This window comes from Janthinobacterium svalbardense (assembly GCF_002327145.1).
In the GTDB taxonomy this organism is placed as follows: Bacteria; Pseudomonadota; Gammaproteobacteria; order Burkholderiales; family Burkholderiaceae_D; genus Janthinobacterium; species Janthinobacterium tructae.
The window spans coordinates 1,773,613-1,786,394 of record NZ_CP023422.1 but is presented as its reverse complement, the minus strand read 5'-3'; the positions used below and the strand labels follow the sequence as shown (position 1 = coordinate 1,786,394).

At 63.1% G+C, this 12,782-nt stretch carries 15 protein-coding genes; 8 read left to right on the top strand and 7 right to left on the bottom strand.

Annotation, left to right across the window (positions count from 1 at the left end; all coding sequences use genetic code 11):
• Nucleotides 1-7 precede the first annotated feature (7 nt).
• Together CNX70_RS07825 and CNX70_RS07820 are read right to left on the bottom strand one after the other, a co-directional pair.
• Nucleotides 8-1,378: a hybrid sensor histidine kinase/response regulator gene (locus CNX70_RS07825; RefSeq protein WP_244199070.1), complete on the bottom strand. Its 1,371-nt coding sequence runs from the start codon at nucleotides 1,376-1,378 to the stop codon at nucleotides 8-10.
• A gap of 161 nt (nucleotides 1,379-1,539) precedes the next feature.
• Nucleotides 1,540-1,776 (bottom strand): hypothetical protein, encoded by a 237-nt coding sequence (locus CNX70_RS07820; protein WP_096234241.1) that lies wholly within the window; start codon nucleotides 1,774-1,776, stop codon nucleotides 1,540-1,542.
• Between the two features lie 204 nt (nucleotides 1,777-1,980).
• Between CNX70_RS07820 and CNX70_RS07815 the strand changes: the two genes are divergently transcribed.
• From CNX70_RS07815 to CNX70_RS07800, 4 genes are all read left to right on the top strand, one after another.
• The gene (locus tag CNX70_RS07815; RefSeq protein WP_167389626.1) at nucleotides 1,981-2,460 is read left to right on the top strand and encodes a hypothetical protein; all 480 of its coding nucleotides are present in this window, start codon (nucleotides 1,981-1,983) and stop codon (nucleotides 2,458-2,460) included.
• On the top strand, nucleotides 2,457-2,744 hold the full coding sequence (locus CNX70_RS07810) for a hypothetical protein (RefSeq protein ID WP_096234239.1): 288 nt from the start codon (nucleotides 2,457-2,459) through the stop codon (nucleotides 2,742-2,744). The genes CNX70_RS07815 and CNX70_RS07810 overlap by 4 nt, the downstream gene beginning before the upstream one ends.
• 5 nt (nucleotides 2,745-2,749) lie before the next feature.
• Complete coding sequence (locus CNX70_RS07805; RefSeq protein WP_096234238.1) at nucleotides 2,750-2,992, top strand: Imm32 family immunity protein; 243 nt, start codon at nucleotides 2,750-2,752, stop codon at nucleotides 2,990-2,992.
• A gap of 63 nt (nucleotides 2,993-3,055) precedes the next feature.
• Nucleotides 3,056-4,063, top strand: coding sequence for an SMP-30/gluconolactonase/LRE family protein (locus CNX70_RS07800; RefSeq protein WP_244199069.1), 1,008 nt, complete (start codon nucleotides 3,056-3,058; stop codon nucleotides 4,061-4,063).
• On the opposite strand, the gene CNX70_RS07795 is transcribed toward CNX70_RS07800, so the two are convergent.
• On the bottom strand, nucleotides 4,014-5,081 hold the full coding sequence (locus CNX70_RS07795) for an SDR family oxidoreductase (protein WP_096234237.1): 1,068 nt from the start codon (nucleotides 5,079-5,081) through the stop codon (nucleotides 4,014-4,016). The two genes, CNX70_RS07800 and CNX70_RS07795, sit on opposite strands and share 50 nt — an antisense overlap.
• Nucleotides 5,082-5,178: 97 nt before the next feature.
• Between CNX70_RS07795 and CNX70_RS07790 the strand changes: the two genes are divergently transcribed.
• The 3 genes from CNX70_RS07790 (at nucleotide 5,179) to CNX70_RS07780 (ending at nucleotide 8,340) form a co-directional block, all read left to right on the top strand.
• On the top strand, nucleotides 5,179-6,090 hold the full coding sequence (locus tag CNX70_RS07790; RefSeq protein WP_096234236.1) for a LysR family transcriptional regulator: 912 nt from the start codon (nucleotides 5,179-5,181) through the stop codon (nucleotides 6,088-6,090).
• A gap of 69 nt (nucleotides 6,091-6,159) precedes the next feature.
• Entirely contained in the window at nucleotides 6,160-7,191 is a 1,032-nt protein-coding gene (locus CNX70_RS07785; protein WP_096234235.1) for a MerR family transcriptional regulator, read from the top strand.
• A gap of 69 nt (nucleotides 7,192-7,260) precedes the next feature.
• Nucleotides 7,261-8,340 (top strand): hypothetical protein, encoded by a 1,080-nt coding sequence (locus tag CNX70_RS07780; RefSeq protein WP_096234234.1) that lies wholly within the window; start codon nucleotides 7,261-7,263, stop codon nucleotides 8,338-8,340.
• Here CNX70_RS07780 and CNX70_RS07775 read toward each other — a convergent pair.
• Both CNX70_RS07775 and CNX70_RS07770 read right to left on the bottom strand, forming a co-directional pair.
• Complete coding sequence (locus CNX70_RS07775) at nucleotides 8,315-9,532, bottom strand: D-amino acid dehydrogenase (protein WP_096234233.1); 1,218 nt, start codon at nucleotides 9,530-9,532, stop codon at nucleotides 8,315-8,317. The two genes, CNX70_RS07780 and CNX70_RS07775, sit on opposite strands and share 26 nt — an antisense overlap.
• The gene (locus CNX70_RS07770) at nucleotides 9,529-9,981 is read right to left on the bottom strand and encodes a winged helix-turn-helix transcriptional regulator (protein ID WP_096234232.1); all 453 of its coding nucleotides are present in this window, start codon (nucleotides 9,979-9,981) and stop codon (nucleotides 9,529-9,531) included. Before CNX70_RS07770 ends, CNX70_RS07775 begins: the two co-directional genes overlap by 4 nt.
• Nucleotides 9,982-10,071: 90 nt before the next feature.
• Between CNX70_RS07770 and CNX70_RS07765 the strand changes: the two genes are divergently transcribed.
• Complete coding sequence (locus CNX70_RS07765) at nucleotides 10,072-11,259, top strand: MFS transporter (protein WP_096234231.1); 1,188 nt, start codon at nucleotides 10,072-10,074, stop codon at nucleotides 11,257-11,259.
• A gap of 3 nt (nucleotides 11,260-11,262) precedes the next feature.
• On the opposite strand, the gene CNX70_RS07760 is transcribed toward CNX70_RS07765, so the two are convergent.
• Together CNX70_RS07760 and CNX70_RS07755 are read right to left on the bottom strand one after the other, a co-directional pair.
• On the bottom strand, nucleotides 11,263-11,958 hold the full coding sequence (locus CNX70_RS07760) for a Crp/Fnr family transcriptional regulator (protein ID WP_071079024.1): 696 nt from the start codon (nucleotides 11,956-11,958) through the stop codon (nucleotides 11,263-11,265).
• Between the two features lie 155 nt (nucleotides 11,959-12,113).
• On the bottom strand, nucleotides 12,114-12,761 hold the full coding sequence (locus CNX70_RS07755) for a response regulator (protein WP_096234230.1): 648 nt from the start codon (nucleotides 12,759-12,761) through the stop codon (nucleotides 12,114-12,116).
• Nucleotides 12,762-12,782: the final 21 nt, after the last annotated feature.

Sequence of the window (12,782 nt, the reverse complement as noted above, 5' to 3'; positions counted from 1 at the left end):
TCGCCCATCAGCGCGGAACCGTTGCCGTGATTATTTTCGACAAAGTGTCGATATTGATGGGCTTTACCAGGTAGTGGTCAAACCCTGCCTCGCCAGCGCGGTCGAACTGACCAAGCTGGCTGTAGCCTGACGCGGCGACAAAGCATGGCAGCGGCGCCGGCAAGGCCGCGCGTGCCGAACTGATGACCTGGAAGCCATCCATGCCCGGCAAGCCGATATCGCACACGATCACATCGTAGGGCGCATCGAGCGCGGCGCGCAAGCCGCTGGGGCCGTCGTTGCGCACGTCGACATGGTGACCGTCCTGCGTCAGCAGCAGCGCCAGCATTTCCGCCGCATCGGCGTTATCTTCGATCAGCAATATGCGCCGTGGCAGTGCGCACGCCGCAGGTGCCGCCTGCATGTCCTGCGATGGCGGCGCCAGCGACGACAGGGGCAGCTGCAAGACAAACTGGCTGCCAAAGCCGACCCCGGCGCTGAAGACATCCACGGTGCCGCCATGCAACTGGGTAACGATGCGCACCAGCGACAGGCCGATGCCCAGGCCGCCCTGCGCCCGTTCCAGCGAACGGAAGCCCTGGGTAAACAAGTCGAAGATGAAAGGCTGGATATCGAGGGCGATGCCGGCGCCATCGTCGCTGACGGCAATTTCTACCAGATCATCGTGGCGCCTGACGACGATGTCGATGTGGCCAAACTCGTGCGTAAATTTGCTGGCATTGATGAGCAAGTTGGCAAACACTTGCGTCAGACGCACCAGGTCCCCTTCGATGACCAGGGCGTCCTTCGGCATGCTCACGCTCAGCACTTGCTGGCGTTGGCTGATGCTGGCCTGGCCGACTTCTACGGCACTGGCGATGATGTCGCTCAGCAGGATGGGCGCCAGCTGCAAGGTGATCTTGCCGCTGCTGACGCGCGAAGCGTCGAGCAAATCGTCGATCAGGCGCGCCATATGCGCCACCTGGCGGCCGATCACGCCATGCACATCCACAAGCTGGGGATCAAGGTCGACCTTCTTGGCCAGCAAATCATTGGCCATCGCCAGCGGCTGCAAGGGATTGCGTAACTCATGCGCAAGCATGGCCAGAAATTCTGTCTGGCGCACGGTTGTCGCTTCGGCGGACGCCTGCATATCCTGCGCGCCAAACGTCGCCAGCACCAGGTTTTGATTCGCTTCGCGCAACTGCATGATCAACAGGCCAAAGGCGTCGGATTTATCCTTTTCCTGCACCTGCATCTTGGCCATGACCAACAGCTGGTTGATCGTCTCGCGCAGCAGCTTGACTTCGCGGCTATGCAAGGCATGCAGATTGTGCTCGGAGGGCAATTGCTGGGCGGGTGCATCCTCTGGATCCGGCGAGAGTGCTGTATGGTGCATGGTAACGGTGTACGGCCTGTGGGGACCGACCTCAAGGACAACTCTTCGCTCCGCGGCGTTCACTCAGACATCGCCGCGCACGCCAGCTCTATTGCTGCATACGGTGTATTACTTTATCCGAACACGATACCCTATTTCCCTTGCCAAATGAAAGCATTAGATTACTTATCGTCAACAGTGCGCAGGGGTAGCACGTAATTGGCCAGCTGCCAGCCCATGGCCAGGGCCGATTGCTCCGCTTCGTGCTGCGTATCGCGATTTTCCAGATTGGCTTGCCGCACATCTTCAAAACCGCACTTGCTCAGCACCAGCTGGCCCTGCCAGCACCCCTCGGGCAGTTCGCAGGCATAGGCCGAGATCAGGAACCCATTATGGGTGGTGGGATTCGCATAAGACATGAGGCCTCCGTAGGATTGCCAGCGACGCAGTGAACAAGCACCACGGTCATCCTTGCAGTATAGTCAGACTGAGTGTAACCGCAATACGCTTCAAAGTAAGCACAATGCGGCGCAAATTCCATTTAAATCAAGTACATACGCATCAGGCCGCCTGACGGAATGGTCGCGCGTGCGCATTGGCAACATGTTGCATTCCGTGCAAAAATGCGCCTGTCGCAACCCTCACCCGCATTGCCAATGGACCAATACCATTTCCTCGTCGGCGAATTCGCAAAAAACAGTCCCTTCATTCCCGCCGCAGCCAGCGCGCAGCTGTTTGCCTGGTTCGCGCACATCGGCGAGCGCGTCGAGCGCTACGGCAACAAGCGCGGCAAGATCGTCAAGTTCTCACAGCAAAATGACGAGAAGATGCTGTTCGCGCCAGAGACCGACAGCATCGCACTGCTTTCGCCGCGTATCGTGCCGCCCGACGAAGCTGACGAGGCCACCAACTGCGACGCGCAGGCCATGTATTCGTCGGACTCGCCAACAAGCTTGCGCTGGCGTCGTTGTTCGAGGCTGCGCGGGCCATACCCGGCCTGTTTGACGACCATTGCGAATATTTGTACTGCTATGCTGAAACGCAGGGCTATGGCACCGGCTACGCACTCGGCTAATGGCAGCTCGATGAGGCCCATCCGATGACCTTTGGCATTCCTTGCCCGGCAAACAACTGGTCCGCCATCCAGCGGCGCGGGCTGCAAGATGCGCACCTGCGCGATGTGTATCCCATCAATGGTTTCACGCAAGCCAGACTGGACGCGCTGCCGCCCGAGCGCCGGCAAGCGCTGTGCGGTACGATGCAAGCCCATGGCCGCTGTGAAGAACATGCCGGCTGGATCTTCTGCTACCTGCAGCCCGGGGAACAGGAAGCGGCCCGCGCCGCACTGAACGCACACGCCATGCTGAGCGCCTACATCAACAATTGACATCCATGACCCCACATTTATCGCTGCACTGCTACCTGCAAGACACGCCTTCCGAGCAAGCGCTGCCCTGCTCCGACGTGACCATCCATGCCGACCCGGCCACCCTGCGCGCCATCGCCCATTTTCTGCTGGCCAGCGCCGACGCCTTTGATCTGGCGCAAGAACGCGCCGGCATGCACGCGCATTTGCAGGATGCATGGTCTGGCTGGCAAGACGACTTCCCCGACCTGGTGGTCGTGGCGGCATAGACTGGCGCCCCGGTCGGCGCGCCTCGGGTAACATACGCCACCTTTGCCATACAGAGATCCCTGATGCCCGATTTCCGAACCGCCCTGCCGGCGCTGCGCGCCGCCGTGCTGGCCACAGCACTGGCCAACCTGTCCGCTTGCGCCAGCCCGCCCGCGCACGAAGCGCTGTTTCTCACCACCACCTTCACGCCCGCGCATTCCTTCACCAAGGGCATCGAAGGCCCGGCCGTGGATGCGGATGGCAATATCTACGCCGTCAACTTTGCGCGCCAGCAAACCATCGGCAAGGTGCGTCCCGATGGCAGCGGCGAAGTGTGGCTGACCCTGCCCGGCACCAGCATCGCCAACGGCATCCGCTTCGGCAGCCGGGGCCAGATGTATCTGGCCGACTACATGGAACACACGATTTACCTGGTCGATCCGGCCACGCGCGCGCTCACCATCCACGCGCGCGAGCCGCGCATGACGCAGCCGAACGACATCGCCATCACGGCCGACGACGTGCTGTATGCGAGCGACCCGAACTGGAAGGAAAACACGGGCCGCGTGTGGCGCATCGCGCAAGACGGCACGGTGACGCTGGCGCTCGACACCATGGGCACGGCCAACGGCATCGAAGTGAGCCCTGACGGCAAGATTTTGTACGTGAATGAAAGCGTGCAGCGCAATATCTGGATGTATGACATCGCCGCCGACGGCAGCCTGAGCGGCAAGCGCTTGCTGATCAAGTTTGACGATTTCGGCATGGATGGCATGCGCGTGGACGTCGATGGCAACCTGTACGTGACGCGCTACGGCAAGGGCACAGTGGTCAAACTCTCGCCGCAGGGGCGCATCCTGCGCGAGATCAGCGTGCCCGGCGCCAAGCCCAGCAACATCACCTTCGGCGGCCCAGACGGCCGCACGGCGTATGTGACGGAAGTGGTGCAGGGACGCCTGCTGCAATTTCGCGTCGACCGCCCGGGCCTGGAATGGCAGCGGGCGCAGCAACACAAGAGCAATGCGGCCGCAGCGGAGCAGGTCAGCGCGGAATCACGCGCTCTTCCTTCAGGCGCTCGAACAGGGCAATGAAGGCATCTTGCGTATCCTGGTAGTCGAGGAAACCGGCCTTGCGGCTCTTGCCCATGTCCGTCATCACTTCCATCGGCCGCCCCAGGTCGGCATCCGTATGCCACCATGAGGCCAGGCGGTCGATATCAGGCTCCGCCAGATCATGCTGCTGCGCGATGGCACGCCATTGCGCGGGCGCATCCTGCATGCGCTCGGCCAGCGGCGCCATCGTTTCTGGCAAGTCCGCCGCTGCCACACCGAAATACGCGGCCAGGCGCGGCCACAGCCACTTCCAGCGGAACACGTCGCCATTGACGATATTGAAATCTTCGTTGCGCGCGCAAGGGCTATCCGCCGCCCACGCCAGGTGGCGCGCGATCTGGCCCGCGTCCGTCATGTCGGACAAACCATGCCATTGCGCGGGCGAACCGGGAAAGACGAAGGGCGCGCCGCTGGCCTTGCACACATTCGCGTACACGGCCAGGGTCAGGCCCATGTTCATGGCATTGCCCAGCGCATAGCCGATGATGGTGTGCGGGCGGTGCACGCTCCACGTAAAACCGTACTGGGCAGCCGCTTCGAACAAGCGGTCTTCCTGCTCATAGTAAAAATTCTCGACGTCCTGGCGGCCCTGCTCTTCGCGGAACGGCGTCACAGGCACTGTTCCCTTGCCATACGCATCGAACGGTCCCAGGTAATGCTTGAGACCCGTCACCAGCGCCGCGTGGCGCAAGTGGCCGTTCGGCCCCAGCGCGGCCAGCACATTGGCCACCATGGCGCCGTTGACACGGATGTTTTCCTGCTCATTGGCCTGGCGCGCCCAGGCCGTGAAGAAGACGTGGCTGGCGGCCAGGCCCGCCAGCGCGGCGGCGACGGCCGCGCCATCCGTCGCATCAAGCTGCAAGGCCGTGCAGCCGGCCGGCACGGGCGTGCGTCCGCGCGAGACGCCAGTCACCTGCCAGCCTTGCGCCAGCAAGTGCGTGGCAAGGTTGCTGCCGATGACGCCGCTGGCGCCGATGATGAGGGCGTGTTTGTGCATGTTGGAAAGCCTCCGAAATAAAAACCCATCATATCCGCGACTGAAATTCTTATCCGCGATACTATTTCACCTTATTCATGCATAAATTTCGCGAATCATGTTTTCATCGGAACATCTGAAAGGCCTCACGCCCTTCCTCGCCACGGCCGACGCGGGCAGTTTTACCAAGGCGGCCGAGCGCCTGCACCTGAGCAGCTCGGCCGTCAGCAAGAGCGTGGCGCGGCTCGAAGAACGGCTGGGGGTGCTGCTGTTCGAGCGCAGCACGCGCCGGCTGAAACTGAGCGAGGCGGGCCGCGCCTATTACGCCACCTGCAAGCGCGTGCTGCAGGAACTGATGGAGGCGGAAGACGTGCTGGGCGAACACGCGACGGCACTGGCGGGCAAGGTACGCATCGGCGTGCCCGCCGCGTATGGCCGCCTGCGCGTGATGCCGGCGCTGACTGATCTGTGCGAAAAATATCCGCGCCTGCAGCCATCGATCGCCTTCAGCGACCGCTTCGTCGACCTGTTCGAGGAGCGCATCGATATCGCCGTGCGCATCGGCGCGCCCTCGCACTGGCCGGCCGCGCTGGGGCAGATGCACCTGGGCGACGAGCAGCTGATCCTGTGCGCGGCGCCCGCCTACCTGGCGCGGCGCGGCACGCCCGCGTCCATCACGGATCTGGACCAGCACGACTGCATCGCCTACGGACGCGGCGACGGTTCGCCCATGCCGTGGCTGTTTCCCGGCGATAACGGCGGGCAGGTGGAATACCGCCTGGCGTCGCCACGCATGACGGTGGGCGACGCGGAAGCGCGCACGGCCGCCGTGCTGGCGGGCCTGGGCGTGGCACAGCTGGCCACCTGGCTGGTGCAGGAACACCTGGCCACGGGCGCCATCGTGGCTGTGCTGCCGGCACTGGCCACGCCAGGCTTGCCCCTGTACCTGACCTGGCCGCTGGCACGCCAGTTGACGCCGAAGACGGGCACCCTGCTGCAGGAATTGCGGCAGCGGCTGACAATCAGCTAAAAATACGGCTTGACCCTGACGCTACGTCATGGTCGATGCTGTCCGTACGCACCAGGAAAGGAGTACGCCATGCTGTTGAAAATCGGTGAACTGGCCAGGATGACAGGCTTGAGCATCCGCACCCTGCAACACTACGACAGCATCGGCCTGCTCTCGCCTTCGGCGCGCACACCCGCTGGCTACCGCCTGTACCAGCACGGCGACATGGACCGCTTGCACCGGATCATGGCGCTGCGCAAGTTCGGGCTGTCGCTGGCCGATATCGCCAACGCACTCGCCGGGCCGGATCTGCCGCTCTCCGCCATCGTGGCGCAGCAGATCGCCATGCTGGAACGCCAGATCGCGCAAGCTTCCACCTTGCGCGCACGCCTGTGCACCTTGCAAGCGCAACTGGCGCAGGGGCAGGCACCGGAACTGGCCGAGTGGCTCACCACAATGGAGTTGATGACCATGTACGACAAATATTTTAGTCACGAAGAACTGCAACAACTGCCGCTGCTGTCGGACGCGGCCGTGGAACAGGAATGGAAAGCACTGGTAGCGAGAGTGCGCGCCGTCAAAGACGCGGGCGCCGGCCCCGACGATGCGCAGGCGCAGGCGCTGGCCACGCAATGGATGGTCAAGCTGGTGCGCGACACGGGCGCCCACCCTGGCCTGTTCGCGCGACTGAACGACATGCACGCGCAGGAACCATCGATGCAAGCGACGACCAGCATCGATGCGGACTTGATGCAATTCATCATCGCCGCCTTCAATGCCTCGCGCATCGCGCTGTATCGCCCTTTCCTTGATGCGCAGGAATATGCGCACCTGGCCGCCAATTACGGCAAGCGTTCGGGCGAGTGGCCGGCCCTGATCGCCGCCGTGCGCGCCGCCATTGATGCGCGCACGCCGCCCACCGATCCGGCCGTGCTGCAACTGGCGCGGCAATGGCTGGACCTGTTCCGTTCGTATGCGGGCACGAACCCGGCCACGCAGTTGAAATTTCGCCAGGCGCACCAGCAGGAACCGCGTTTGATGGAAGGCAGCTTTGTCGACGCCGCCATGCTGCAATACCTGGGTGCGGCGATGGCTGTGGTGGCGCAGGAAAAGGCAGCGTAAAAGTTGGCGTGCGGCATATCCAGACGATGGCCATGTAGAATCGGCCATCGCCAATCACAGGAAAACCCGATGCGCCGCTTACTGCTAGCCTGCCTGACCCTGCCCGCCTGCCATATCGCCATGGCGGCCGAGCCGCCCGTGCAAGGCGTGTGGCAAGGCACCTTGGGCAAGGCGAATATCGTCGCTTGCTTCAACCAGCCCAGCCCCACGCAAGGATCTGACCGCAGCGGCAATTACTACTACACGCGCTACAAGACACCGATCATGCTGGCCAAGCCGAACGGCAAGAGCGACTGGAGCGAAGCCGATGCCAAGGGCGATACCACGGGCACCTGGAAACTCAATGCACCGCAGGGCGGCAAGCTCACCGGCACCTGGACGGAGCCGAAAAGCGGCAAGACCCTGCCCCTGGCCTTGACCCTGCTGGAAGCGGCGGGCGACCGCGACCATCCATCCTGCGCCAGCGATGCCTACAACCTGGCGCTGGAAGACTTTCCCGGTACCAAGGTCAGCAAACCCATCGCCTTCGAAGGCAAGCAGTACCGCAACCTGCAAGTGGGCGACAGCATCACCGTGGAATTGATCGCCCCCGGCGACGGCGTGGCGAAAATCAACGCGCAACTGCGCACCGTGCTGGCGAAGAACAAAAAGGACCTGGCCGATTTCTATGCCACGCGCCGCGAATATCTGGGCCGCAACGGTTTCACGACGCAAGACGAAGTGTATGCGGAGCCCACCTACTGGTCGCCGCGCTGGGTGACGCTCAAATTTTACCGCTGGCCGGCCGGCTATGGCGCCAGCGGCATCTCCATCCGCTTCCGCACCTGGGACGTGAAAACGGGCCAGGAAACGGACGTGTGGAATTGGTTCGGCGCCAGCGCCAGCGATGGCGACGACAAGGCCGCATTGCCGGACCGCCTGCGCCAGGCCCTCTTCAAGAATGTGACAATCGACGCCGAGTGCAAGGGCACGGATTACGACGGCCGTGGCCGCTTCCACCTGTCATTGAAGCCGGAAGGCGTGTCGTTCTGGGAAGATTCGAACGGCAGCGGCTGCGAAAACGATTTTTTACTGCCCTACAGCAAGGTCGGCCCTTTCCTCACCGTCAAAGGCCGCGCCGCGCTCAGCGATTTGCTGCCGAAGCACTAAGCAGCGCATCGGCCACCATCTCCGCCGTGGCCGCCGCCAGGGTCCAGCCCAGGTGGCCGTGGCCCGTGTTGTAGTACACGCCAGGGGCCTTGCCCGGCCCTACTTTCGGCAGCATGGCCGGCAGCATGGGACGCAAGCCCGCCCACGGGATCACCTTGCGCGTATTCACGTCAGGAAAACATTGCTCCACCCATGCCAGCAGCGGGCGGATGCGGTCGGCACGGATGTCGTGGTTGACGCCATTGAATTCGGCCGTACCTGCCACTCTTAACCGGTCCTCGCCCAGGCGGCTGCTGACCAGCTTGGTCGCGTCGTCGAGCAGGCTGACCTTGGGCGCCGCCGCCTGGCTGGCGGCGTCATCGAGCTGCACGGTGATCGAATAGCCTTTCACGGGATACACATTCACATGCTCGCCCAGCATGGCCGCCATGGTGCGGCTGGCTGTGCCCGCGCAAATGACGACGGCGTCGAACAGGGTGCTGTCCTCGCCGATGCTGACGCGCACCTTGCCGTGTTCGCGCGCCAGCGCAGTAACTACCTGACCAAAGCGGCAGGCCACGCCCAGGCGCACGCAGGCGTCGGCCAGGCCGCTGGTAAATTTGTGGATGTCGCCCGTGGAATCGCTGTCCGTGTAGTAGCCGCCGTAAAAGTCGCCGGTGAGGGCCGGCTCGATGGCGCGCATTTCCAGCAAGCTCACGGCGCGCCGCTGCAAGCCGCCCTTGGCCAGCAGGCGCGACACGCCGGCCGCCCGCTCGAAGCCGCGCTGGTCCCGGTACACGTGCAGGATGCCGGCGCGACGATGATCGAATGCGATGTTTTCTGCTTGCGCCCACGCAAACAAGTGTTCGCGCGCGGCGATCGCCATGCGCGCCGTGGCGATGGTGTTGCGCTCGTAGTCCGGCATGGCGGCGAGAAACTCGGCAAACCAGCTCAGCTTGTGCCAGCCGGGAGTCGGATTGAGCAGCAGCGGCGCATCGCGCCGCGCCATCCATTTCAAGGCGTTCCATATCGTTGCCTTGTGGTTCCACACTTCCGCGTGCGAGGCCGACAATTGCCCGCCATTCGCATACGACGTTTCCATGGCCGCGTAGCGGTGGCGCTCGATCAGGGTGACATTAACGCCCCGTTTCGCCAGCGCATAAGCGGTCGTGACGCCCGTGATGCCGCCGCCGAGCACAGCCACGCGCTTCATAGTGGCGACACCTTGTGCACGACGGTATCGCCCGCCTGCAAGACGCGGCCATCCTCGGCCAGCACGTCCATCCTGCGCAAGGGCAAGCCCGAGCCGCGCTGCAGCAGGGTGGAGTGCGCCTCGCCTGGTTCAAACAATTGCGCCTCGCTCCACTGGCGCAAGCCGACGACGACGGGGAACAGGCCCAGCCCCTTGTGCGTCAGCACATATTCCTGGTAGGCCGTGCCGTCCGAGGCGGGCGCAACGGTGAAAATTCCCTCTTCCACCAGCGTGTGCAGACGGTCGGCCAGGATGTTCTTCGCCACACCCAGGCTTTTCTGGAATTCCCCGAACCTGCGCATGCCGTCGAAGGCGTCGCGCACGATCAGCAGCGACCAGCGCTCGCCGATCACGTCGAGCGCGCGCGCCACGGGACAGGGGTCGGTTTTCAGACTCTTGCGCTTGGCCACTGGTGTCTCCTTGATTGACTGGTTGCATTTTAAAACTTCTCGGCGTAGACTCCAACTGGTTTTAATTTGAAACCACTTATGGACTAGCCCATGCGCGACACAAACCCATCCTTCACGACAGCCCTCCCGCCCACCCTCGTCTGGCTGTTCGCCTGCGCAGCCGGCCTCAGCGTGGCCAACGTGTATTACGCCCAGCCTTTACTCGCCACCCTGGCGCGGGAATTCGGCATGACGGACGCCGCCAGCGGCATGGTCATCACGGCCACGCAGCTCGGCTGCGCGCTGGCCCTGCTGCTGCTGGTGCCCCTGGGCGACATGCTGAACCGGCGCCGTCTGACCCTGTTCCAGCTGGGCTTGCTTGCCATCTCCCTGGCGGCGCTGGGCTGCGCCCGTTCCACGGCCGCCTTGCTGGGTGGCATGCTGCTGGTGGGCTTGCTGGGCACGGCCATGACACAGGGCTTGATCGCCTATGCGGCCAGCGCGGCGGCCAGCCATGAGCGGGGCAGAGTCGTCGGCATGGCGCAGGGCGGCGTGGTGATCGGCTTGCTGCTGGCGCGCACCCTGTCCGGCGTGGTGGCGGACCTGGCCGACTGGCGCGCCGTGTATTTCGTTTCGGCGGCCATCGCCTGCGCCCTGCTGTTGCTGCTGTGGCGCAAGCTGCCGCCAGCGCAGCCGGCCAGTCAACGGCTGGCTTACGGCGCCCTGCTCGCTTCCATGCTGGACATGCTGCTGCACAACAAGGTGCTGCGCGTGCGCGGCATGCTGGCGCTGCTGATGTTTGCCGTCTTCAATATTTTCTGGAGTGCCCTGGTGCTGCCACTGACTGAGCAAGGCTATACGCACGCGGCTATCGGCGCGTTTGGCCTGGTCGGCGTGATCGGTGCGCTGGGCGCGGCGCGCGCGGGGGCGCTGGCCGACAAGGGCCGCGCGCAATGGACGACAGGCGCGGCCCTGCTATTGCTGCTGGCCGCGTGGCTGCCGCTCGGCTTTGCCGGCACGGCCCTGTGGCCCTTGATTATCGGCATCATCGCGCTGGACCTGGCGGGCCAGGCCATCCACGTAACGAACCAGAGCCTGATTTTCAAGGACGATAGCGACGCGCACAGCCGCCTGGTGGCGTGCTACATGCTGTTTTATGCGGTGGGAAGCGGACTCGGTGCGATTGCCGCCACCAGCGTGTATGCGCTGGCGGGCTGGCATGCGGTATGCGCGCTGGGCGCGGCGGTCAGCTTGCTCGCCCTGCTGTTCTGGCGGCTGACCTTGCCTATCGAAAAATAGAACTTAATTGAGCATGGCCGTGGCGGAGCCGTGGCGATACGTTTTCAATGCGTCGGGCTGGATCTGGATCAGCGAACCGCTGACTTTAATCAAATGCAAGTCCGTCAACTGGTGCAGCACGCGCGACAGGGTGGCGGGCGCCAGATTCAGGAACGATGCCAGCAGACTTTTCTTCAGGTCCAGCTTGACCTCGTTCGAACGCTGCTGGTCCGATGCCTGCAGCAGGTACTCGACCACGCGCTGGGTGGCGTTCTGCACGGAGCAGCGTTCCACGTTGCGGATAAAACCCATCAGGTGGTGCGACAGGCTGTTCATCATCTGGCGTGCAATACGCGGCGACTGATCCAGCAGGCGCAGCAGCGCGTGCGGCGGGATGCGCAGCAGCAAGCAGTGCTCCAGCGCTTCGGCGCAGAACGGGTACGGTTCATCGAGGAAAATCATGGCTTCGCCAAAACTCTGGCCCGGACGGATCAGTTCCAGTACCTTGTCGGTACCTTCCATGGAAAACACGCTCAGCTTGACGAGGCCGAAGACCACCACATAGGCGCCTTCCGGCACTTCGCCCTTGCGGAACAGCACTTTGCCTTTTTCCACTTCGACGCGCACGACATCCTGGCGCAATTGCTCTAATTGCGAAGGGGAAATATGGCGGAACAGAGCCTGGCTCGATAACAAGCCATCGACGTTGACCTTATGCATGACACTCTCTTATTAGATTAGCGAATGACTAAGAGTGTAATGCGCAGGCAGCGTCAAGGCCATACGTCAAAGGAACTAGGGTTGTCTAGGCCGGAACGCCATGCAGATCAAACAATCGCGCATTTTTTGCCATTTATTTGCGCATTGTTTGATCTTTATTTGCTTAACTCACGCTCGACCGCGTAGACGGCGATCTGCACGCGGCTGCTGAGCTTAAGCTTTTTGAGGATGTTTTGCACGTGGATTTTCACCGTGCTTTCGGCCACGTCCAGCTGGCGCGCGATTTCCTTGTTGCTCAGCCCTTGCGCCAGGCAAGCCATGGCTTCGCGCTCGCGCGGCGTCAATTTGTCGTAGTCGGCCTGGGGCGCGTTCTGCCCCGCGCGAAATTGCGACACCAGCTTGGCCGTCATGGCGTCGGCAATCACCGATTCGCCGGCGGCGGCGCGGCAGATGGCCTGGCCCAGCTGCTCGGCTTCTATATTTTTCAGCAAATAGCCGCGTGCGCCAGCGCGCAGGGCCGCGCCCAGGTCGGCTGCGTTTTCCGACACGGTCAACATCAGCACCACCATCTGCGGCATGTCCTGCAAGATCAGCTGCAGCGCTTCGACGCCCGTCACGCCGGGCATGTTCAAGTCCATCAGCACCACGTCGGGCCGCAGCTCGTCCGTCAGGCGCACGCCGTCGAGTCCGTTCGATGCCTCGCCCACCACCTGGAATAGAGGATTGCGCTGCAACAGCAGCTTGACGCCGCTGCGCAGCAAGGTGTGGTCGTCGACCAGCAGGATTTTGATTGGAGCGTTCACGTATTTGTATCTTTTACCTGG